We start from the raw sequence: 21,266 nt of genomic DNA, 5'->3' as shown, positions 1-21,266 counted from the left end.
GCTCGCCGGGCGCGGTCACGACGACGCGAGGCGGCAAATACGCGTCCCCTCGTCCGATGGGAGCGAACGCGATTATACTCTTCCACATGAGCGCCACGCCCGACTTCCGATCCGACGACCTCATCTACGACTGGAACGAGATCGGGCGCAAAGGACGCTTGATCCCCCGGGACGTCACGTTCTTCGACGAGACGCTTCGCGACGGTCTGCAGAACCCCTCGGTCGCGGATCCGAACATCGAGCACAAGCTCCGGCTGATTCACCTGATGTCCAAGATCGGCATCCACGTCGCGGACATCGGCCTGCCCGGCAGCTCCAAGCGCGCCTTCGACGACGTCCTGCGCATGTGCCGCGAGATCACGGACAACCGCCTGCCGCTCGGCGTGGCGTGCGCGGGTCGCACCGTGGTCTCCGACATCACCCCGATGATCGAGATCTCCCAGCGCGCGGGCATCCCCGTGGAAGTCTACTGCTTCATCGGGTCGAGCCCGATCCGCCAGCTCGCGGAGGACTGGGACCTCGACACGATCGTCAAGCGCAGCGCCGAGGCGATCGACGTCGCGGTGAAGGCGGGCCTGCCCGTCGCGTACGTGACGGAAGACACGACGCGCTCGCGGCCGGACATGCTGGCGACCTTGTTCAAGATGGCGATCGATCACGGCGCGTCGCGGCTCTGTCTCTGCGACACCGTGGGTCACGCGACGCCGGACGGCGTGCGCAACCTGATCTCGTTCACGAAGGCGATCATCGCGGGCCATGGCGCGGACGGAAAGGTCCGCATCGACTGGCACGGTCACAACGATCGCGGGCTCGCGCTGGAGAACGCGCTCTGGGCGCTGGAGTTCGGGGCGGATCGGGTGCACGGGACGGCGCTCGGCATCGGCGAGCGCGTGGGGAACGCTGCGATGGAGCTGATCCTCCTGAACCTGAAGCTCCTCGGCCTCCTGGAGCACCAGGACCTCACGCACATGCTGGACTACTGCAACACGGCGGCGGAGGCGGTGGGCTGGCAGATCCCGATCAACTACCCGCTCGTCGGCCGCGACGCGTTCCGCACGGCGACGGGCGTGCACGCCGCGGCGATCATCAAGGCGCAAGGCAAGGGCGACGCGTGGCTCGCGGATCGGATCTACTCGGGCGTGCCGGCCGGCATGTTCGGGCGCAAGCAGGAGATCTGCGTGGGGTACATGTCGGGCGCCTCGAACGTGAATTTCTGGCTGCGGCATCGAAGGATCGAGCCTTCGAAGGAGCTCGTGGAGGCGATCCTGAAGAAGGCCAAGGGGTCGAGCCACATCCTCTCGGACGAGGAGATCCTGGCGGTCGTCGAGGAAGTGAACGGGCGGTAGGGGGTCGGACGGCTCTCCGGAGCGGTTCGAACCACCCTCGGAAGGTCGATCGACCTGCTCGAACCGGTTGCAGACGTGGTGGAGGAGGTCGATCGACCTGCTCGAACCGGTTGCAGACGTGGTGGAGGGGGTCGATCGACCTGCTCGAACCGGTTGCAGACGGGGTGGAGGGGGTCGATCGACCTGCTCGAACCGGTTGCAGACGGGGTGGAGGGGGTCGATCGACCTGCTCGAACCGGTTGCGGACGGGGTGGAGGGGGTCGATCGACCTGCTCGAACCGGTTGCGAGGCGAACACGACCCCTGCGACCGCTCACTTGGGATCCGGGATGTCCTCGGCCGCGAGGCGGAAGATCAGATACGCGCGGAACGTGTTCGAGCCGGTCGATTGAAATGGATTGGCGATGCCGCCCGGCTGATACCACATCCAGCGCGCCTCCGGGTCGATGCTCGCCGCCTCGGGGGGCGCGACGGTCGTGGGGCAGGTGGGAGGAAAGGTGCCGCCCGGCGCCGGATCATTGGCTTCCCCCACCGCGAGCGAGCCGACCGCGCCGGGCGTCACGGCCCCCGCGACGTTCACCCAGCCCGCGCTCGTCGTGGACTCGTCCCCATTGCCGCTGTTGCAAAGGGCGATCTGCTCGTTGATTTCGTTCTGGGTCGGGCCGGTCTGGCTCGCCTGCATGTTGATGCCGGTCGCGCAGACCTCGAACTTGGCGTCGCCGGTATACAAAGGCGCGCCGTCGCCGCGGCGGAACTGCCCGAGCACGCCTTGCGTCACCGAGAGGTCGTCCCAGGTCACGATGTACAGGTACGCGGACGGAGGCGCGTCGGCCGCGGGCACGACGTAGGCCTCGGGTCCTTCGCCGCAATTGAAGATCTGGCCCGCCGTCTGCGCGCGCGTGCCCTGCGTGAAATGCGTGATTCCGTCGACGTTCCCGTACCCGAAGCTGTACGCATTGTCGGCCGTGATGACCACGTCGACGTCGACCAAGGGGACGCCGCCGCCGCTCCCGGTCGTGAAATCGATGCCGCCTTGTCCCCCCGCGCCGCCTTGATCCTGGCCGCCGACGCCGCCCATTCCACCCATGCCGCCGGCCGAGCCACCCCCCGTCGAGCTGCCCGAACTGCTGGTCGATCCGCCCTGACCGCTCTCCGCGCTGCAAGCGAGCGCGGTGAGGCCGAGCGCGGCTTGGAGGATCAAGAGTCGAACCAAAGTGTTCGGGTTGGGTAAGGTGCTCATGGGTCGATTCTACCGATCGTCGGGTGGGTGTCGTACATGCTCCTGGCTGGTCGCCTCGCTGGGACCGCGCTAGCAACAGGGGACGTGAGCGCCCGCGTCCCGCACCCCTCCTGGCCCTCACGCCTCGTCGCGATCCTCGCCGCCCTCGTGTGCTTCGTCTACGTGGGGGGGCTCTTCGACACGCGGCTCTCGCCCTTCGACCTCGTGATGCAGGCGCCCGCGCTGCCGGCGATGCTCTCCACGCGCGACGCCGACGTGCGCGTGGCCATCGTCGACGAGCACGACAAGCCGCTGCCCGGCGCGTTCGTGCGGCTGTTCTCGATCCAGGGCGGGACCACGTACTTCGCAGGCGAGGCGCGCGCAGGGCAGGACGGCGTCGCGTCGCTGGAGAGCATGCCGCGCGGGGAAGCGTGGTTTCTCGCGTACGCGGAGGGGCGCGCGCGAGGGTCGGTGCGGGTCGTGCTCGGGCCCGGCGAGCGCGTCGTGAGGCTCGTGCTCCAGCCGGCCGCGGCGATCGACGTCGTCGTCGTCGACGAGGCCGAGAAGCCGTACCCCAGCGCGAAGATCACCGTCACGGGCGGGGATCCGCTGCCGTTCGTGAGCATGACCGGCGCGGATGGGCGCGCGCGGATCGATCGGCTCGGGCAGGGTCCATTTTCCGTGCGCGTGGCGGCGCGCGGGTACGACGACGTCGTGCGGACGGGCGTCTTGCCGGGTCCGGTTCCCGTGCGGATCAAGCTCGAACGGCTCGGCGCGCTCGAGGTGTCGGTCGTGGAGGCCGATGGCAAACCGGCGCCCTACGCGCGCGTGCTCTGCGCGGGCGCGGGGCTCTGGCCGGCGCGCAGCACGGTCGCCGATGCGAACGGCGTCGCGCGGATCGTGGGCCTGCGGCGCGGCGGGTACGATCTCAAGGCCGAGCTCGGCGAACGGGTGAGCGCGACGGAGCTCGGAGTCGAGCTCGAGCGCGCCGTGACGAAGCCCGTGAAGCTCGTGCTCGGCGCAGGTCGACGCATCACGGTGAAGGTGACCGACGGCGAGTCCGAGGACGCGCCGCCCGTGAAGGAAGCGAGCGTCGTGCTCGCCGAGGAGGGCCTGAGCCCGTTCCCGATCCACGGTCGTACGGACGCGAAAGGTGTGGTCGTGCTCGGCCCGATCGCGCTCGGCTACGCGACCGTCAGCGCGCGCGCCCCGGGCTTCGTGCCGCGCAGCGCCGTGCCCGTCGAGGACGACACGACCGAGGTGCGTGTCTCGCTCTTGCGCGGCGGCGCGCTCGTCGGCGAGGTCGTCGACGATCGAGGTTTTCCCGTCGGCGGCGCGACGATCGAGGTCGTCGGCGTGGACATCGAGGGGATGCCGATCGACGAGACGAGCGCGATGGCCGAGTTCCGCGACGATCACTTCGATCTCGCGCTGCCCGGCCCGCTGCCGCTCTTGCCCATCGGTGAGCTCGGCGTGATGCCGGGCCCGATCCCCGACTTGCCGCGCGCGGGCTCCTTTGCTTCCACCTCGCTCGGCGTCGGCGGTGATCCGTGGGTCACGCGCGCCGACGGTGAGTTCCGCGCCGAGCCGATCCCGCCCGGCCGCGTGCATGCGATCGTGCGGCATCCCGACTACGTCGAGGCCGAGAGCGAGACGGTCACGATCACCTCGGGCGGCGAGGCGCGCGTGAAGGTCGTGCTGCGTCAGGGTGGCTCGCTCGAAGGCCGCGTCGTCGATGCGGATCACCGACCCGTCGGCGGCGCGCGTGTCGAGATCGCGGCGGCGGTCGGTACGTTCGAGCGCGTCACCTACACCGACGACAGCGGCAGTTTTGCGGTTGCCGCCGTCCCGGACGAGGTGTTGATCAGCGTCGCGCGCCCCGAGACGCCGGGCGACGTCGCGGCGCGGCTCATCGTCGAGATCCCGGATCGCGAGCGCAAGGAGGTCGAGATCGTCCTGCCGCGCCAGCGCGACGCGGTCGTCGTGCACGTGACCGACGATCGCGGCTACGCGCTCGATCGTGTCGAGGTGCGCGCCGTGTCGCTCGACCCCGCCGTCCCGCTGCGCCGGACGTTCTTCACGGACGACGACGGCAACGTGGAAATCCCCGACGCCGCGGGTTTGCCGCTGCGGTTCGTGCTCATGCGGCCGAGCAAGGCGCCGATCGTCGAGGAGGTGGAGATCGCGCCGGCGAAACTGACGTACGAGCTCGCCGAGGGCATCACGGCACGCGGCGAGGTCACGGGCAGGGATGGGCGCGAGCGCATCGAAGGCGCCGAGGTCGTGGTCTACACGGACGCGGGCGTGCGGCGCGCGCGCAGCGATGCCGAGGGCGCGTTCGAGGTGAAGGATCTCGCGCCGGGCCGCGTGCGGATCGTCGCGTCGCATCCGGACTGGGCGCAGAACGAGAAGATCGCCACGGTCGCCGCGGCGCCGAGCCGCGAGGTGGATGTCGGCGCGGTGGATCTCGCCGAGGCCGGCGAGGTCGAGGGCACGGTGATCGATCCGAACGACGAACCCGTCGCGGGCGCGCGCGTGGCGGCGGGGCTCGTGCCCACGTACTTGCCGCTCGGGCCGCTACCGCGGGGCGTTGCGACGACGGATCGCGAGGGGCACTTCAAGCTCGTCGGCGTGCCCGAGGGCGATGCGACGATCGAGGCGTATTCGTCGGACCTCGGGCGCGCGTCGACGACGGTGAAGGTGCGCGCGGGGAGGAGCACGTCACGCGTGGACATCACGCTGCCGGGCGAGGGGAGCGCGAAGGGCGAGGCGAAGGGCGCGGGCAGCATCGCGCTGACGCTCGGCGAGCGGACGGAGCGGGGCGCGAAGGTGATCGTGGTGGTGATGGTGCCGCCGAACGGGGAGGCGGAGGTCGCGGGTGTGGAGCCGGGGGATCGGCTACTCAAGGTGAACGATCACGAGGTGCGGACGATCGAGGATGCGCGGAGGCGCATTTCGGGGCCGCTCGCGGAGGATGTGGTGCTGACGCTGGCGCCGGATGGGGCAGGGGAGAAGGCGCGGAGGCTCCGGGTGCGGCGGGAGCGGGTGCGGCGGTAGCTACGCGTAAAACGCGATGAACGCCGTCTGGCAGGCGGAGATGGTCCAGGCCGCGAAGAAGAGCCCTCGCGTCACGTTCACGTGCGCCGGCACGTGGAGCGGATGTGCATGCCGCAGGCCTTCCACGAAGCCCATGGGACCCAGGAGAACGCCGAGCAGCGCGGCCATGACGATGAAGATGTCGTAGTCCGCCGAGGGCTTGTACCTCTCGGGGTCACGAACGATCGACAGGACCAGGTACTTGCCCATGAGCCCGGCCCCGAGGACCGGACCCACGGCCGTGATCCACAACGCTCCGGCGGTATCGCGGATCGAGCGACGCTCGAGCGTCGTGTAAGCGCTTCCAGCGAGCGCTGCCCCGAGCGTCAATGCCCACACGACGAGGATCCACATTTCGCTGGGATCCCGAACGGCCGAGAGGCCCGCTTCAGTTCTGCACGGACTTCACGAGCACGATCTCCCGACCGTCCCCGATCTTCCACCGGAGCTGACCCTCGCCGACGAACTGCAACTCCGCCTCGTCGCGGCCGCCTTCGTCGCGCAGGAAGCTCAGGAGCACGCGGTCGCCGTTCGCCTCGGTCACCCGGAACGAGCCGGTGCGCGGCGATTCGGCTGGGATCGTGACCGTCACCTTGCTCCCGGTGAACTCGAACGCCGTGCCTTTCACCCAGCCCATGGCCTTGGCGAGGTGCGGCTCCGGCACGTTTTCGATCGATTCTCCGAGCCATCGCCCCTGGAGCCGGTCCTTCGGCGTCTTGCCGCAACCCGACGCGAACAGGGCGACGGCCGTCAGCGCGAGGGCCGTCTTCTTGGAAAAACGCATGGGCCTCCAACCGACGAACCGAGGCCGCGATCTCCACTCGCGTGCCACGTCCGCCGGCTGGGCAAAACGTTAAGGGAGCCTGGATCCTGGGGCCAACAAATGTAGGAGATCAGGCGACAATGTGCCGACGTGAAGGTGTGTCCCCTACGTAGCCCACCCTCACGGGCCGTCACCTTCGGCTGGACAAGGGGCCTCGACCTGCGCCAAGGCTAGCGTCCGGTGGGAGCACATTTCACGCATCGAAGGCTAGGCGAGGTAGAACGTAAGCGGCTGCTCCGCGAGGTCCTGGAGCGGTTACGCGATCGCTCCCGGGGGGCAGGCGTCGTCGTCTTCGACCTCGATGGCACGATCATGGACAACCGGCCGCGGGTCGTCGCCATCCTGCACGAGCTCGCCGAGGTCTGGCGGACGCGGCACCCGACCGAGGCCGCCGCCCTCGCCGCCGCCGGCATCCACGACGTGGTCTACGGTCTCGTCGACACGCTGCGACGCCTCGGCGTGAGCGAGCCGACGCTCCACGAAGAAGGCTTCCGGTTCTGGCGCGAGCGCTTCTTCTACGATCCGCACATCCGCCACGACACCGAGATCGCCGGCGCCCGGGACTACGTGCGCGCTTGTTACGACGGCGGCGCGACCATCGTGTACCTGACGGGCCGCGATCTGCCGAACATGGCGCTCGGATCCTTCGCGAGCCTCCGTGATCTCGGCTTTCCGATCGGCGTCGTCGGCACCGAGCTCGTCACGAAGCCCGCCTTCGAGACGCCCGACAGCGTCTTCAAGCGCGAGGTCGCGCCGGCGCTCTCGCGGCTCGGCGAGGTCGTCGCCGTCTTCGACAACGAGCCGGCGAACTGTAACCTGTTCGTGGAGATTCACCCCGCGTGCACGACGGTCTTCGTGGACACCCAGTACGCCCCCGATCCGCCGCCGCTCGATCCACGCGCCCACGTGATCCACTCCTTCGAGCTCGAACCATGAAACCCCCTGTCGCGCTCGCCCTGCTCCTCCCGGCCCTCGCCGCATGCGAGGCGCCGCCCGGCACGCCCTCTTCCACGACGTCGACGACCGACGCCGCCAGCCCCAACGCGAGCATCCTGCCCGCGCCCCTCGCCACCGAGGCGGAAGAGGCGCCGCACGACGCCGGCCTCCCCGAAGGCGGGCCGATCGGTCTCATGGCCGATCCCTCGGGCCGCCTGATCATCCCGGACGCGGGCGCGCCGCCGCCGGGGGTTCTTCGCGGCGACGAGGCGATCCCCGCGGAGGCGCCGGCCACGAAGGACCTCGCAGGCGCCACGCTCGAAGCCGTCTTCCGCCCGCGCAACGTCCCGCCCGCGCCCCGCGGCCCCGAGATCTCGCAGGACGGCATCAAGGCCGCCGCGGCGCTCACCGCGCCGAAGTGGAAGATCGACCTCACGGACACGGGCCGGATGCGCATCGAGTTCGCCTCGCGCGCGATGCCGCTGCCGCAGCGCTCGGAGATCCGCGCGCGTACCGATCGGTACGGTCACATCGTCCTCTGGCCCGACGCGACCGACTACCGCGTCGTCCCGCCCGGCGCGCTCCGCACCGTGCTCGGCGAGCGGCGCGTCGACGTCACGCCGCTCTCGCCCGGCGTCGTGCGTTCGGTCGGCGAAGGCAAACGGCTGCAGCTCCCGACGCGCAAAGTGGAGATCACCTCGAGCCTCGGCTCGGTGCGGCTCGAGCTCGGCAAGTCCGCGGAGATCGGCGAGGGCGGGGCGCTGCTCTGCCGCGCGCTCGTGGAGGTCGTCGGCGTCGATCCGCGCACGCCGGTTTGTCAGGGCGGCGAGGTCCCGCTCGCGGCCGCGTACACGTGGCAGGACGGCGGCGGCATCGACTTCGAGATCACCACGATCACGCGTCGCACCGACATCCCGACGAACGATACGCTCGTGCCTCCGCCCGGCTCGGCGTACCAGCCGAGCGGCCTTCCGGCGTCGCCTGGCGGCGTGTTCCTCACGCGCGAGGAGGTCACGGCGTTCCGATCATCGGCGCTTTCGCTCCCGCCGCCCACGGATCCGCTCGCGCCGGGCGAAGGGTTCGTCGCGGTGAACGCGTCCGACATGCTCGCCTACGTGCTCGTCGACGGCGTGCCCGTCGTCGCGGTCCCGCCGAACGACCAGCGCTACGTGATCGGCACGTTGCGCGGCAAATACGTGATCCAGTGGCGCACGTTCCTCGGCGACCGCATCGGCCCGGCGAGCACGCTCGACCTCCCGGCGCGCTTCACCTTCGGCGAGGTCCCCGACGCGGGCGCGCCGGATGCCGGCGGAAGCGCGAACTAAACCGTCTCAGGGCTCCGAAACACGGCAGCGATCTCCGCCGGCAAACGCTTCGGCGTGAGCTCGTTGCCCACGCATGCGAGCAGCGTCTCGCCTTCGCAGAGCACGTCCGCGCCGCGCAGGATGCGATAGGCGAAGCGCACGGTCACACGCGTCACCTCGGCGCACGTCGTCTCCACGACGAGCGTCTCGTCGAAGCGCGCGGCTTTCCGGTAGCGGAGCTTCGCCTCGACGACGGGGAGGTGGATGCCCATTTCGACCCACTTTTCGTAGGAGATGCCGCGCCGGTGGAGCCAGTCGACGCGGCCGGCTTCGAAGTAGGTCAGGTAGTTCGCGTGATGCACGATGCCCATGAGGTCCGTCTCGCAGAAGCGGACGGTCAGGGTCATGCGGCTCGTCAGGTGCTCGGGGAGCGGCTCTTTTCCGGTGGCCATCACGAAATTGCGCCGGCCGAGCCCTCGTTGGAGCTCTTTTTCTTCACTTTCCGCTCGAACATCCGGCGGGTCGAGATCGGCACGAGGCGCGGAATGGTCGGGTCCTGCTCGTGGGCATTCTCGAAGGCGCTGATGATGTGCGTGAGCAAGAGGAGATTCACCCCGTCCGCGCGATCGAGCGACCCCTGGGTGATCTTCTCCCCCGCGGGCCGCGCCGAGGCGGCCCGGGCCGTGATCGCGAGCGTATTGGCGGCATTCTCGAGCTTCGCGACGTACTCGAAATCGAGCCGCATGAGCTGAGCGCGCGTCTTCACCGGCCCGGACAGCTCGTCGAGATACTTCTTCGCGAGGGCGACGAGCGCGCCGAGCCCTCGCGCGAGCGCCGCCGGATCCTCCGCGGTCCCCACGGCCTGATTCACCTCTTCCTCGGCCGCGGCGTGATTGCCTGCGACCTTGAGCAGAATGGAGTGCGCCTGATCCCGCAGCGTCAGCGCCTTCTCGAAGGCCTCCCTGAGCGCCGCGTCGCGCGTCGCGCGTGAAGCCTCCCGCGAATCTCCCCGCTCCTCGTGCTCGACGAGCATGGCATCGAGCGCGATCGCCTGATGCACGGCGACCGAGAGCAATGCCGGCGAAAACCCCCGGAGCGCCTCCTTCTGCGTAACCGTGGCCGATTCCCAGAACGAATACGCGAGCGCATAAAGCCGCCGCACATCGGTGAGGACGCGCGACGAGGCGACGTGTTTCCCCTTGGCGACGAGCTGGGCCTCGGTCGTGCCGTCGAGCAATGCATCGAGCAGCGCGGGATCGGGCGCCCCGAGCGCGCTGGCGATGCTTGCGAGGGTGTGTTCGGACATGGGGGATTCTCCGGGGACGGGATGAGGGTGGTGGGGCAGGGTACGAGGGAGGGTGGTGGGGTGTAAAGGGTGGAAACCCTGCTCTGTAGGCTGCTGTGGGTGATGCTTGACAGCCGAGCCCATGCGTGCCGGCTACGCCGCGACCCACCGTCACCCGGCCAAGACCCATGGTCACCTCGCCGGGACCCATGGTCACCCGGCCGGAGCCCATGGTCACCCGCCCATCGACCCGCGCAACGCCTCCCGGAACGCCCGCACCGCTTGGCTCTGGTTCGGCGATTCGAGGAAGCTCTGGAGCAGCGGCAAGTCGAGCTCGGGCAAAAGGGCGCTCCTCGACGCCTTCTCGTATCGACCTGCGCGGAGCAGGTGCACCGAGATCCCCGCGCCTCGCTCCCAGACCCAGACCTCGCCCACGCCGAGGCTCCGGTAGATTTCGAGCTTGTTCAGGCCGCCGCTCGTCCACACGACCTCGATGGCGAGCTGTGGCACGTCGCCGCTCGGCACGCCGAGCGCGTAACATTCGTCCGGCTCGATGCCCTTTTCCACGAGCGCGTTCTTCAGCGTCCAGGAGCCGTAGCCGTTGAGGTCGAGCCCCCGCTCGTCCGCGTAGGCCTCGACCAGACGAGCCATCGTCTTCTTGACACCCTCATGGTTGATGGAAGGACTCATCAGCTCGATCGCTCCGTTCGAGTAGGCCATGCGGACGCCCGACTCGTCTCCGCGGACGGCGAGCAGGATCTCGTAGTCTTTCCAGCTCATCCCATTCAGGATCACCCGCTGATCCTCGGCCGGCGCGGGCGCGCTCCAGGCATGAGGCTCGGGCTTGTCCGGACGGGCCGACGGTTCGACGTGAAGCGCCATGCGAACAGCATAGCGCGCCACGGAATCCACCGGGAGCGCGCCCCCACGCCGTCCACCTAGTCGCCCCGCCCCTCCGGTGCTACCTCGCGCTCCCGATGGCCACCAACGTCACCACGATGATCGACTCCGACCGCATCGCGCAGCGTGTGCGCGAGCTCGGCGCCGAGATCACGCGCGACTACGCGGGGCGCAACCTCGTCCTCGTCTGCGTCCTCAAGGGCAGCTTCGTCTTCACCTCGGACCTCGCGCGCCACATCGATCTGCCGATGCGCGTCGAGTTCCTCGGCGTGCGCAGCTACGGCGAGGGCACCAAGTCCTCGGGCGTCGTGCAAATCACCCACGACCTCACACAGCCCGTCGAGGGCGACCACGTCCTCATCGTCGAGGACATCGTCGACACGGGCCTCACGATCGCGCACCTGCTCGACCTGCTCCGCACGCGCAAGCCCGCGAGCGTGAAGGTCTGCGCGCTCCTGCACAAGCCCGCGCGCACGCGCATCCAGGTGCCGGTCGACTACCTGGGCTTCACGATCGAAGACAAGTTCGTCGTGGGCTACGGGCTCGACTGGGCCGAGCGTTACCGCAACTTGCCGTTCATCGGCCTCGTGGAGTCGTCGTCGTGAGCAAGCGCCTCGCGGTCCTGGAGAGCATGATCCAGAAGGGATCGAAGGATCCCTTCGCGTGGTACGCGCTCGCGATGGAGTACGCGGGGGCCGATCGGATCGACGACGCGCTCCGCACGTTCACCGAGCTGCGCGACATGGATCCGAACTACGTGCCGCAGTACCTCATGTGCGGGCAGATGCTCGTGAAGGCGGGGCGCGTGGACGCGGGGCGCGAATGGCTCGAAGAGGGCGTCACGCGGGCGCGCGGCAAGGGCGATTCGCACGCGCTTTCGGAGCTTCAGTCGGCTTTGTCGGCGCTCGACGACTGATCCTTCGGCTCGGACGACTCGCTCACCCCCGACCCTTCTTCGTCGCGACGCTCTTGCTGCGCGCGTACCCATCGCACGCGCTCGGCGATCACCTTCTCGTAGCCGCGCTCCGTCGGTTCGTAGAAGTGCGTCCCTGCGATCTCGTCCGGCAGGTACGTCTCGCCCCACGCGACGCCGCCCTTCTCGTCGTGCGCGTAGCGATATCCCGTCCCGTACCCCTCGCGCTTCATGAGGCCCGTCACCGCGTTGCGTAGCTTCATCGGCACGGGCAGGCTGCCCCGCTCGCGCACGACTTCTTGCGCCGCCTTCCACGCCATGTTGCACGCGTTCGATTTGGGCGCGCACGCGAGGTAGATCGTCGCCTGCGAGAGGAAGTAGATCCCCTCGGGCATCCCCACCCGCTGAAACGCCGCGTCTGCCGCGACGGCCACGTCGAGCGCGCGAGGGTCCGCGTTGCCCACGTCCTCGCTCGCGAAGATCATCATGCGCCGCAAGAGAAACAGCGGATCGTCGCCCGCTTCCAGCATGCGCATGAGCCAGTAGATCGCCGCGTCGGGATCCGATCCGCGCATCGATTTGATGAACGCGCTGATGACGTTGTAGTGCTCGTCCCCCGCCTTGTCGTAGAGCAGCGTCTTCTGCCCGCTCGTCTGCACCACGTCCTCGCGCGTCACGCGCGCGCGAGGCTCCCCTTCCCCGCGGCGCTTCGCCTCGTCGGCGGCGATCTCCAGCGTCGTCAGCGCTCTGCGCGCATCGCCGCTCGCGAGCTTCGCGATCGCCTCGATCGCCTCCTCGTCCGCGTCCACCGACCCCGCGAGCCCCTCCTGCGATTCGAGCGCGCGCCGGAGTAGCTCCGTGATCCCCTTCTCGTCGAGCAGGTTCAGACGGAAGACGCGGCACCGCGACAGGAGCGGCGCGTTCACGGCGAACGAAGGGTTTTCCGTGGTCGCGCCGATCAGCGTGATCGTCCCGTCCTCCACGTGCGGCAAGAACGCGTCCTGCTGCGCGCGGTTGAACCGGTGGATCTCGTCGACGAACAGGATCGTCCGCTTCCCCTCGTACGCGCGCGCCTCTTTCGCCGCGGCCATCACTTGCCTGAGCTCCGGCACGCCGCCGAGCACCGCGTTGAACGGGACGAACCGCGCCCGCGTCGACTCCGCCACGATCCGCGCGAGCGTCGTCTTGCCCGATCCCGGCGGCCCCCACAGGATCATCGACGGCACCCGATCCGCCGCGATCGCGTGCGCGAGCAGCTTCCCCTCGCCGACGATGTGTCCTTGCCCGACGAGGTCCGAGAGCGCGCGTGGTCGCATCCGCTCGGCGAGCGGCACGAGCTCCGCGAGCTTCGGGTCACGCTTCAGCGCGGCCTCGAACAGCGTCGGGCCCGCGTCCTTGTCGCCACCGCGAGGACTTCGCCGAGCCGTCATTTCACCGGTCCAGGAGCGCGATCACCGCGCGCTGGATGCTCGACGGATCACGCCCCACGAAACGCACCGTCCCCGACCGATCGACCACGAACGTCGTCGGCACCTCCGACACCCCGAACGCGTACTGAAGCCCGTGACCGCCATCGTGCACGATCGGGAACGACACGCCGAACGCCTCGGCCCCGCGCGCGGCTTCATCGGCGCTGTCGTCCACGCTCACGCCCACGACCACGAGCCCCTCGGCGCGTCGATCCTGATAGAGCCTCTCGAGCGCGGGCATCGTCTGCTGACACGAGCCGCACCACGACGCCCAGAAATCGATCACGGTCACGTGTGTGCGGAGCGTGCCCGGCACGTCGACCGAGCGCTCGTCGATCGCGGTCTCGTGAAACGGCGGCGACGTCGAGCCGAGCAGCGGATGGCCCATCGACACGGGCATGGCCGGCGCGCAACCGAAGAGGCCGATCGCCCACGCGCAAGCGAGCACGCTCGGCGTGGCAGCGATGGATCGAAGAGGACCACGCATGGGGATGCCCAGACTCTAGGCCGCCTCCTTCGGGAAGGCTATCGGGCGCCGAAGATGGCCGTACCGACGCGGACGATCGTCGCGCCTTCCTCGATCGCCACGTGGAAGTCGTGGGACATGCCCATCGAGAGCTCGGGCAAGAGCGCGGGCGCTTCGAGTGTGTCGCGCAGCGCGCGCAGGCGCGCGAAGTACGGGCGGACGGCCTCGGGATCGTCGAGGTAGGGCGGGATCGCCATGAGCCCGACGACGCGCAGATGCTCGGCGCGCCTCGCCGCCTCGAGCAGAAGAGGAACGGCCTCGGGCGCGCATCCGGCCTTCGACGCTTCGCCGCCCACGTTCACCTCGAGCAGCACGTCGAGCTTGCGCCCGAGCGCGCCGGCGCGCTTGTCGAGCTCCGTCGCGAGCTCTTCGCGGTCCACCGTGTGGATGACGGCGGCCGCGCTCGCGGCTTGCTTCGCCTTGTTGCGCTGGAGCGCGCCGATGAAGTGCAGCCTGAGCTCCGGCAGGTCCGCGAGCGCTGCGGCCTTCTGGGCCATCTCTTGCACGTAGTTCTCGCCGAAGTCGCGCTGGCCCGCGTCGTACGCGGCGCGGATCGCCTCGAGCGGCTTGGTCTTCGACACCGCGACGAGCCGCACTGATCCCGGGCTCCGCCCGGCTCGGATCGCAGCTTCATCGATGCGCGCGCGCACGGCGGCGAGGCGCGCGGGGATCGTGCTCTCTTCCTCGTTCACGGGCCTCACGATACCGCGCCGCGCGCGCCTCGCGAGGGCTGCACCTGTGCCAACGGTGAGCGCGATCCGGGCGTCCGGAGACGTGCCAAGTTGTGCCGCTCGTGCGCCTCTTTCCTCATGGAAACGACGTTGGACGTCATGGCATGATGGTTGCGGCACAACGCCCTCAGCCATGCGAAAGCTCTTCGTCCTCTTCGTAATCACGAACCTTGCCATCACGGCGTGTTCCTTCAACCCGCAACCGGATCCGCCTGGAGCCACCGAGACAGGCAGCGCCGGCGCGGGCGCGTCCGACGGGGCGGGCAACGGTGGGGGCGGCGGCGCCTCGGGCGGCGTGGGTGGCTCGGGCGGCGGTTACGGGGGGGACGGCGGTCCCAGCGGGTCGGGTGGCGAAGGCGGCTCCGGTGGAGCGGGCAGCGCGAGTAGCTCCAGCGGCAGTGGCGGCGCAGGCGGCGCAGGCGGTGCCGGCGGAGAGGGCGGCGCCGGCGGAGAGGGCGGCGCAGGTGGTGCCGGTGGCGCAGGCGGCGCCGGTGGAGCTGGTGGCACCGGCGGCGGTGTCGGCGCAGGCGGCGCGCGCGGCAAGTAGACGAAGCGGACAGGCGCCCTCACCCCCGCGGGGGTGAGGGGCGTCGAGGCGCGGGTCGCTAGGTCCGGTTTGGCCGGGTGTACTCGTCGATCACGTTCGCGACGAGCTCGGCGAGCAGGTTGTCGCAGACGCGGAGGCGTCGGGACATCTCGCGCGCGATGTTCAGCACGAGCAGCGAGTAGGCGCGCAGGTCGCGCCGGTAGAGCGAGTCGAGGTCGTGCGCGGTGATCCGCAGCAGCCTCGAGGGCGCCACGGCGCGCACCGTCGCCGAGCGCGGCAGCACGTCGAGGATCGACATCTCGCCGAACCAGTCGCCCGGACCGAGCACGGCCACGCGCGCCTCGTGCTTGCGCTTCGACTGCTTCAAGACCTCCATCTCGCCGTCCAGCAAGACGAACATCTCGCGACCGCTGTCGCCCTCGCGGAACACCACCGAGCCGGGCGGGAGCTCGATCAGATCGAGCGAGCCCGACAGGTCTTGCAAGACCTCGTCGCCGAGCCCGCCGAACAGGCCGATCTCCCGCAGCCGCTCGGTACCCTGGAAGCCGAGTTTCAGAGACATGCGCCGTACGTCACGTTGCCGATGATTACTTCCACTGCGTCATTGCCGATCGTGATCGGCGTGCACGTCGTGCCCGAGGGACAGCTCGGTGCGTTCACGTTGCAGTACTTCAAGCACTCGTCCGTGCCCGTGTTGAAGCACCCGTACGTCGCCGCGCAATCGGTGTCGTCCGTGCACGCGGAGTTTTGTGTGCCGCTGCCGGCCTCGCGGCACGTCGTGTAGAGCCGCATCTGTCCCGCCGCCTCGCGCCCGAACGTGCAGGCCGTGCCCGCCGCGCAGCCGACGTTCGTCGTGGCGTTGCAGTTCTCCGAGCAGAGCGTGACGCCCGGGACCTGGCCGCCGCTGCCGTCGTTGAGCTTGATCACGCACAGGCCGCCCGGGGCGGTGCACTGCGCGTCGGTCGAGCAGAACTCGCCGCACGTGCTGATCGTCGGCGTCGTCGCGAGGCAGATGCCGCCGGCCGCGCAGTCGTTGTCGATGCCGCAGAGCGCGCCGATCGGCGCGCTCCCCGCGGGCACACACGCGCGCTCGCCCGTGCCGTCGATATCGCACATCTCACCGGCCGCACACCCGCACTGCGGCGACACGAGCTTGCAGGGCGTCTCGTTGCAAGCGCTGCTGCCGCCGGATCCGCTCGAGGACGACGACGACGAACCCGCGCCGCTCCCCGACGAGCTCACCGCGCCGCCGCCCATGCCTCCCGCGCCGCCCATGCCGCTCGCGGACGACGAGCTGTTCGACGCGGGCCCAGGCCCCTCCCACTCGCCGCCCTCGCCGCCGCCTCCGCCCACGCCCGTGCCCGAGCTGCCTTTCGCGCAGGCGCCGAGCACCGATCCCACGAGTGAAACGAGCCCTATCGCCACGGCCAAGCTTGTTCTCATCGTCACCTCGCGCGAACGGGAGCAGGAGGAAGAAGCGAGAGAAACGTTACGCCCAAGGGGCGAAGGCATCAACGAGCGGAGAGCTCCTTCGTGAACACGATCCGTTGACGCCCCGGGCCCGCGTAGTCCTCGACTTCGGCTCTCGACCAGCCGAGGGCGTCGTGGAAGCGCACCGAGCCCTCGTTGCCGAGCGTGGTGATCGCCTTCATCAGGCGACAGCCGGCCCCGTGACAATCGGCTTCGAACGCGGTGTAGAGCAGGCGCGCGACGCCGCGGCGTCGGTAGTCGGGATGGATGCCGACGATGTGCACGTAGCCGACCGGCCCTTCGGGCGCGATGAACCCGAACAGGAAGCCCACGAGCTGCTCTTCGTGCTCCACGACCCGCGCGAGCTTTCCGAGCTCGTAGAAGAAGATCGGATGCGCGAGCGCGCTCGTGGGGCCGCCCCACCAGCGGTCGATGACGCGTACGATCTCGTCGTAGTCGGACTTCTTGAGAGGTCTCGTCGTCAGCTCCACGGCGCCTCCTGCGTGAGCCCGGCTCGGGCTTCCCCAGGGTAGCCGCTCTTGGGCTGAGGACCGCAATGCAAAAACATGCTAGCCGTAGCCCCGTGAGTCGCGACGCGATCCGCATCGCCCCCTCGATACTTTCCGCAGATTTCGGTCGCCTCGCCGAGGAGGTCCGCGCCGTCGAGGCCGCGGGCGCCGACTGGATCCACGTCGATGTCATGGACGGGCGCTTCGTGCCGAACATCACGATCGGCCCGCTCGTCGTGCAAGCGGTCCGCGCCGCGACGAAGCTTCCGATCGACGTGCACCTCATGATCGTCGAGCCCGAGCGCTACGTCGCGGATTTCGCGAAGGCCGGCGCCGACCTCATCAGCGTGCACGTGGAGGCCTCGCCGCACCTGCATCGCACCCTCCAGCAAATCCGCGCCCTCGGGAAGAAGGCCGGCATCGTCTTGAACCCGCACACGTCGGAGGAGACGATCCGCTACGTGCTGCCCGACTGCGACTTCGTGCTCGTGATGAGCGTGAACCCCGGCTTCGGCGGCCAGCGCTTCATCCCGAGCGCGTTGCCCAAGCTCGACGCGCTCCGGCGCGCGATCGACGCGCAGGGCCTCGCCGTGGACCTCGAGATCGACGGAGGCGTCGCGGTCGGCACCGCGCGCGAGGTCGTTCGCGCCGGCGCGCGTGTGCTCGTGGCCGGCTCGGCCGTCTTCAACGCGGCATCGGGCGTCGCGGACTTCTCCTTCGACGAGCGCGTCGCTCGTTACGCCAAGGCCATCCGCGCGCTGCGCGAGGACGCGGCCGCGGGCGCGGAGGCTCAGCCGTGATGCGAGCCTGGCTCGGGGCCGTCGCCCTCGCGCTCGTCTCCGGCTGTGGCCCTTCGTCGCCGCCCTCGCGCGCTCCCGCGCCGGAGCGATCCAGCCATCCGACCCCGGCAGAGCCCAGGGAGATCAACCTGGACGACGAGTCCCCGCCCGACGCCGAGAGCACGGCGGCGGTGCAGAGGATGCTCCAGCGCGTCGCGCGCGCGCGCGGCCTGCCGATCAAGCGGACCGTGCCGGGCAAGGTCCTCGATCGCGACACGATGCTCCGCCGCATCCGCGAGACGGTCGAACAGGACACGCCGAAGGACGCGCTCGTCGCGCAGGGCGAGTTCCTCGCCGCGCTCGACGTCGTGCCTGCCGAGTACGACTTCGTCGCCGGCGCCTTCGCCCTGCTCGGCGGGCGCATCGCGGGTTTTTACGATCCGGACGACGGCGCCATGTACCTCGCCGACGACCTCGGCGAAGCGGAGGCCGAGGAGACGCTCGCGCACGAGCTCGCCCACGCCCTCGCCGATCAGACGTTCCCCCTCGCGCCGATGGTCGAATACGCGCCGGGCGCGGGCGATCGCCTCTCGGCCGTGCATGCGGTCATCGAGGGCGACGCCACGAGCGCGATGCTCGACGTCACGCTCGGCTCGGCTTTCCAGATGACCGAAGAGCAGGTGCGATTCGCGTTCGTCGCGTCGACCGCGATGTCCGACGTCGGCCAGAAGACCCCGCGCGCCATCACCTCCTCGCTGATCACGCCCTACACCGACGGCTTCGCGTTCATCCAGGCATTGCGCCGCCGCGGCGACTGGCCCGCGGTCGACGAGGTCTGGCGGGCGATGCCCGAGACGACGGAGCAATTGTTACACGTCGACAAACTCCTCGCGCGCGAGCCGGCCGAGGTCGTGGCGCCGCCCGTGCTCGGGGCGCTCGCACAGCAAGGCTATCGGGTGCTCGTCGACGACGTGGTGGGCGAGCAGGGGCTCCGGATTCTGCTGGAGGACGTCGGCAGCCGCGCGCAGGCGCGGGACGGCGCGGCGGGGTGGGGCGGGGATCGATTCATGGTGGCGGCGCGCGAGGAAGGCGCAAAGCGGCTCTTCGTCGTGGCGTTCCGGCTCCGCATGGATACGGCGGCGGACGCGGCCGAGGTCGCGGAGCTCTTCGAGCGCAAGTATGGGAAGGGTTGCCGGGAGCGGGATACGCTCGGCCCTGTCGCCTGGGGGGTGCGGGGTCGAGATATTGCGTTCGTCGCGGGACCTTACGAGAGGGATGGGGGACGACCGCGTGCGCGGGGTCAATGCGCCGAAGCGGTCACTTGGCTGGGGGAGGTTTGGCAGGCCGCACCACCGGATGGCGAGGCGGGCAGGGCCCGCGCGGGACGATGACGACGAAGACGCGGACGATCCTCGACGAGATTGGCCATACCCCCATCGTGCCGCTCAAGCGTATCGGCAAGGGCCTTCCCGTGCCGGTGTACGTCAAATGCGAGCACCTGAATCCCGGCGGCAGCATCAAGGATCGCATCGCGCGGGCCATCGTGGAGGACGCCGAAAAGCGCGGCCAGCTCAGGCCCGGCGCGACGCTCGTCGAGGCCACGGCCGGCAATACGGGCATGGGCCTCGCGCTCATGGCCGCGCTCCGCGGCTACGAGCTCGTCTGCGTGATGCCCGAGAAAATGAGCGTCGACAAACGCGCTGCGCTCTCCTCGCTCGGCGCGCGTCTCCACATCACGCCGAACGATCCGCCGGACAGCCCCGACAATTTCCGCAATGTGGCCGAGCGCCTCGCGAAGACGGAGGGCTGGTTCTTGACCGACCAGTTCCGGAACCCCGCGAACATCCGGGCGCACGAGGAGACCACGGGCCCGGAGATCCTGGTCTCGATGGGCCGCAAGATCGGCGCATTCGTGGCCGGCGCGGGCACGGGCGGCACGATCACGGGCGTCGGCCGGTATTTGAAGCGCCTCGCCCCGGGCGTACGAATCGTCCTCGCCGACCCGCGCGGCTCGGTCCTGGCGCATTGGGTGGAGACCGGCGAAATCGGCCCCGACGCGCCTTACCGCATCGAGGGCATCGGCGCGAGCCGGCCGCCGGAGTTGCTCGACCGCACGGTCATCGACGAGGCGATCACCGTCAGCGATGAAGACGCATTCCTCATGACGCGTCGATTGATCCGCGAGGAGGGCCTCTTCGTGGGCGCCTCCTCGGGCGCCGCCGTGGTCGCGGCGCTCCGCGTGGCGGCGAGCGGCGACCTCCAGGGCCCGGTGGTCGCGATCCTGGCCGATAGCTGGGACCGATATTTCACCCGGGAATGGCTGCGCTAGCGTAGCTTGAACACCCGTCGCGCGTTTTCCCCGAGGAACGCGGCGCGAGCCTCCTCATCGAGCCCGAGCGAATCGAGTTTGTCGAGGCAATTCACGGGTGAGAGCATGGGCCAGTTGCTCCCGAACAGCACCTTTTCGCGCCCGTGTCCGCGCATGAACGAGACGAGCTCCGGGGGATAACGGCTCACCTTGTAGGCCGAGGTGTCGATGTAGACGTTCGGGTATTTCGTGGCGAGCGCGACCATCTCGGTCGTCCAGGGATACCCGATGTGCCCGCCGACGATCCGGAGCTCGGGAAAGTCGCAGGCGACCTCGTCGAGATAAGGAATGGGCCGTCCGGGCTCGCTCGGCCGGAGCGGCCCTGCATGCCCGACCTGCAGGCAAAACGGCACGTCGAGCTCGATGCACTCGGCATAAAGCGGATAATACCGCCTGTCATTCGGCGGCAGCCCCCAGAGCCACGGCAGGATGCGGAGCGCGCGCATGCCGAGGGAGCGCACGGCGCGCCGGAGCTCGCGCACGGCGTCCATGGGCCTCGCGAGGTCGACGGAGGCAACGCCCACGAGGCGATCGGGATACCGACCGACGAACGCGGCCACGCTATCGTTATCGAGCATCGGCCCCGCGGGCCCCCACCACGCGGAGACGAGCGCGACCGAGACGGAAGCGGCCTCGAGCGCGCCGAGGGTGAAGGCATCGGGAATGACGTCGGGGAGCGCGTCCGCCTCGACGCCCATCCACCGGCGGAGGGTGGCGAAGAGCGGATCCCGCAGAAACGGGCCGGTAGGATGCTGGATCCAGGCATCGACGACGAAGGCGGGCGTGTTCATGGCACCTCGGCGACCGAGCATCGCACGCCCGGCCCGCGCCGAGGAGGTGCGACGAGCGCCGCCCCGTGGTAGTCCTGTCCCGAGCGCCGGTCCCCGGAGCCGACCCGGGACGAGGAAAGGCGAAGGGCGAGCAGGAGCACAAGCAGCAGGGGATTGACAAACCAGGAAGAAAAAGCCGAAGATTTTCGGCGTCCGTTCGGGAGGAGTGGCCGAGTGGTCGAAGGCAGCGGTTTTGAAAACGCCCGCCCGACCCTG

At 69.6% G+C, this 21,266-nt stretch carries 23 protein-coding genes; 10 read left to right on the top strand and 13 right to left on the bottom strand.

Annotated features, from left to right (window positions below; all coding sequences use genetic code 11):
- Window positions 1–86 precede the first annotated feature (86 nt).
- Entirely contained in the window at window positions 87–1,346 is a 1,260-nt protein-coding gene (locus QHF83_RS41125) for a LeuA family protein (protein WP_282423564.1), read from the top strand.
- A gap of 312 nt (window positions 1,347–1,658) precedes the next feature.
- Here QHF83_RS41125 and QHF83_RS41120 read toward each other — a convergent pair whose 3' ends face one another.
- The gene (locus QHF83_RS41120) at window positions 1,659–2,585 is read right to left on the bottom strand and encodes a hypothetical protein (RefSeq protein ID WP_282423563.1); all 927 of its coding nucleotides are present in this window, start codon (window positions 2,583–2,585) and stop codon (window positions 1,659–1,661) included.
- A gap of 84 nt (window positions 2,586–2,669) precedes the next feature.
- On the opposite strand from QHF83_RS41120, the gene QHF83_RS41115 reads away from it, so the two are divergent.
- On the top strand, window positions 2,670–5,621 hold the full coding sequence (locus QHF83_RS41115; RefSeq protein ID WP_282423562.1) for a carboxypeptidase regulatory-like domain-containing protein: 2,952 nt from the start codon (window positions 2,670–2,672) through the stop codon (window positions 5,619–5,621).
- On the opposite strand, the gene QHF83_RS41110 is transcribed toward QHF83_RS41115, so the two are convergent.
- Together QHF83_RS41110 and QHF83_RS41105 are read right to left on the bottom strand one after the other, a co-directional pair.
- Window positions 5,622–6,014, bottom strand: coding sequence for a hypothetical protein (locus QHF83_RS41110; RefSeq protein ID WP_282423561.1), 393 nt, complete (start codon window positions 6,012–6,014; stop codon window positions 5,622–5,624). It lies immediately after the preceding gene.
- 34 nt (window positions 6,015–6,048) lie between these two features.
- On the bottom strand, window positions 6,049–6,444 hold the full coding sequence (locus QHF83_RS41105) for a hypothetical protein (RefSeq protein WP_282423560.1): 396 nt from the start codon (window positions 6,442–6,444) through the stop codon (window positions 6,049–6,051).
- Between the two features lie 219 nt (window positions 6,445–6,663).
- On the opposite strand from QHF83_RS41105, the gene QHF83_RS41100 reads away from it, so the two are divergent.
- Together QHF83_RS41100 and QHF83_RS41095 are read left to right on the top strand one after the other, a co-directional pair.
- Window positions 6,664–7,419, top strand: coding sequence for an HAD family hydrolase (locus QHF83_RS41100; RefSeq protein WP_282423559.1), 756 nt, complete (start codon window positions 6,664–6,666; stop codon window positions 7,417–7,419).
- On the top strand, window positions 7,416–8,744 hold the full coding sequence (locus QHF83_RS41095) for a hypothetical protein (protein WP_282423558.1): 1,329 nt from the start codon (window positions 7,416–7,418) through the stop codon (window positions 8,742–8,744). The genes QHF83_RS41100 and QHF83_RS41095 overlap by 4 nt, the downstream gene beginning before the upstream one ends.
- On the opposite strand, the gene QHF83_RS41090 is transcribed toward QHF83_RS41095, so the two are convergent.
- The 3 genes from QHF83_RS41090 to QHF83_RS41080 all read right to left on the bottom strand — a co-directional run bounded on the left by QHF83_RS41090 (window position 8,741) and on the right by QHF83_RS41080 (window position 10,890).
- Entirely contained in the window at window positions 8,741–9,175 is a 435-nt protein-coding gene (locus QHF83_RS41090; RefSeq protein WP_282423557.1) for a thioesterase family protein, read from the bottom strand. The genes QHF83_RS41095 and QHF83_RS41090 overlap by 4 nt on opposite strands.
- On the bottom strand, window positions 9,175–10,029 hold the full coding sequence (locus tag QHF83_RS41085; protein WP_282423556.1) for a hypothetical protein: 855 nt from the start codon (window positions 10,027–10,029) through the stop codon (window positions 9,175–9,177). The genes QHF83_RS41090 and QHF83_RS41085 overlap by 1 nt, the downstream gene beginning before the upstream one ends.
- Before the next feature lie 213 nt (window positions 10,030–10,242).
- Window positions 10,243–10,890: a Uma2 family endonuclease gene (locus QHF83_RS41080; protein ID WP_282423555.1), complete on the bottom strand. Its 648-nt coding sequence runs from the start codon at window positions 10,888–10,890 to the stop codon at window positions 10,243–10,245.
- Window positions 10,891–10,985: 95 nt separating this feature from the next.
- On the opposite strand from QHF83_RS41080, the gene hpt reads away from it, so the two are divergent.
- Together hpt and QHF83_RS41070 are read left to right on the top strand one after the other, a co-directional pair.
- Entirely contained in the window at window positions 10,986–11,513 is a 528-nt protein-coding gene (gene hpt, locus QHF83_RS41075) for a hypoxanthine phosphoribosyltransferase (RefSeq protein ID WP_282423554.1), read from the top strand.
- Complete coding sequence (locus QHF83_RS41070) at window positions 11,510–11,824, top strand: tetratricopeptide repeat protein (protein ID WP_282423553.1); 315 nt, start codon at window positions 11,510–11,512, stop codon at window positions 11,822–11,824. Before hpt ends, QHF83_RS41070 begins: the two co-directional genes overlap by 4 nt.
- On the opposite strand, the gene QHF83_RS41065 is transcribed toward QHF83_RS41070, so the two are convergent.
- Genes QHF83_RS41065 through QHF83_RS41055 form a run of 3 tightly spaced genes read right to left on the bottom strand, consistent with a single transcriptional unit; the run spans window position 11,794 to window position 14,508 of the window.
- Window positions 11,794–13,251 carry a replication-associated recombination protein A gene (locus QHF83_RS41065; RefSeq protein ID WP_282423552.1) on the bottom strand — a complete coding sequence of 486 codons (1,458 nt, stop codon included), beginning with the start codon at window positions 13,249–13,251 and terminating at the stop codon, window positions 11,794–11,796. The two genes, QHF83_RS41070 and QHF83_RS41065, sit on opposite strands and share 31 nt — an antisense overlap.
- Window position 13,252: 1 nt before the next feature.
- Entirely contained in the window at window positions 13,253–13,777 is a 525-nt protein-coding gene (locus tag QHF83_RS41060) for a TlpA disulfide reductase family protein (RefSeq protein ID WP_282423551.1), read from the bottom strand.
- A 38-nt stretch (window positions 13,778–13,815) separates the two neighbouring features.
- Window positions 13,816–14,508, bottom strand: a complete 693-nt coding sequence (locus QHF83_RS41055) for a YggS family pyridoxal phosphate-dependent enzyme (protein WP_282423550.1) — start codon at window positions 14,506–14,508, stop codon at window positions 13,816–13,818.
- A 172-nt stretch (window positions 14,509–14,680) separates the two neighbouring features.
- Here QHF83_RS41055 and QHF83_RS41050 point away from each other — a divergent pair, with 172 nt between their 5' ends.
- Entirely contained in the window at window positions 14,681–15,094 is a 414-nt protein-coding gene (locus QHF83_RS41050; protein ID WP_282423549.1) for a hypothetical protein, read from the top strand.
- 58 nt (window positions 15,095–15,152) lie between these two features.
- Here the strand turns inward: QHF83_RS41050 and QHF83_RS41045 are convergent, their stop codons facing one another.
- From QHF83_RS41045 to QHF83_RS41035, 3 genes are all read right to left on the bottom strand, one after another.
- Window positions 15,153–15,656 carry a cyclic nucleotide-binding domain-containing protein gene (locus QHF83_RS41045; RefSeq protein WP_282423548.1) on the bottom strand — a complete coding sequence of 168 codons (504 nt, stop codon included), beginning with the start codon at window positions 15,654–15,656 and terminating at the stop codon, window positions 15,153–15,155.
- On the bottom strand, window positions 15,647–16,537 hold the full coding sequence (locus tag QHF83_RS41040; protein WP_282423547.1) for a hypothetical protein: 891 nt from the start codon (window positions 16,535–16,537) through the stop codon (window positions 15,647–15,649). Before QHF83_RS41040 ends, QHF83_RS41045 begins: the two co-directional genes overlap by 10 nt.
- Before the next feature lie 68 nt (window positions 16,538–16,605).
- Window positions 16,606–17,055 carry a GNAT family N-acetyltransferase gene (locus QHF83_RS41035; protein WP_282423546.1) on the bottom strand — a complete coding sequence of 150 codons (450 nt, stop codon included), beginning with the start codon at window positions 17,053–17,055 and terminating at the stop codon, window positions 16,606–16,608.
- 92 nt (window positions 17,056–17,147) lie between these two features.
- Here QHF83_RS41035 and rpe point away from each other — a divergent pair, with 92 nt between their 5' ends.
- Genes rpe through QHF83_RS41020 form a run of 3 tightly spaced genes read left to right on the top strand, consistent with a single transcriptional unit; the run spans window position 17,148 to window position 20,181 of the window.
- Window positions 17,148–17,873, top strand: coding sequence for a ribulose-phosphate 3-epimerase (gene rpe, locus QHF83_RS41030; protein WP_282423545.1), 726 nt, complete (start codon window positions 17,148–17,150; stop codon window positions 17,871–17,873).
- On the top strand, window positions 17,870–19,243 hold the full coding sequence (locus QHF83_RS41025; RefSeq protein WP_282423544.1) for a hypothetical protein: 1,374 nt from the start codon (window positions 17,870–17,872) through the stop codon (window positions 19,241–19,243). The genes rpe and QHF83_RS41025 overlap by 4 nt, the downstream gene beginning before the upstream one ends.
- Window positions 19,240–20,181, top strand: a complete 942-nt coding sequence (locus QHF83_RS41020) for a cysteine synthase family protein (protein WP_282423543.1) — start codon at window positions 19,240–19,242, stop codon at window positions 20,179–20,181. Before QHF83_RS41025 ends, QHF83_RS41020 begins: the two co-directional genes overlap by 4 nt.
- Here the strand turns inward: QHF83_RS41020 and QHF83_RS41015 are convergent.
- Window positions 20,178–21,011 carry an amidohydrolase family protein gene (locus tag QHF83_RS41015; RefSeq protein WP_282423542.1) on the bottom strand — a complete coding sequence of 278 codons (834 nt, stop codon included), beginning with the start codon at window positions 21,009–21,011 and terminating at the stop codon, window positions 20,178–20,180. The two genes, QHF83_RS41020 and QHF83_RS41015, sit on opposite strands and share 4 nt — an antisense overlap.
- Window positions 21,012–21,266: the final 255 nt, after the last annotated feature.

Source organism: Polyangium sp. 15x6 (genome assembly GCF_029960785.1).
Classification (GTDB): Bacteria; Myxococcota_A; Polyangia; order Polyangiales; family Polyangiaceae; genus Polyangium.
The sequence above is the reverse complement of the archived record's forward strand: the minus strand, read 5'-3'. Positions and strand labels throughout refer to the sequence as shown.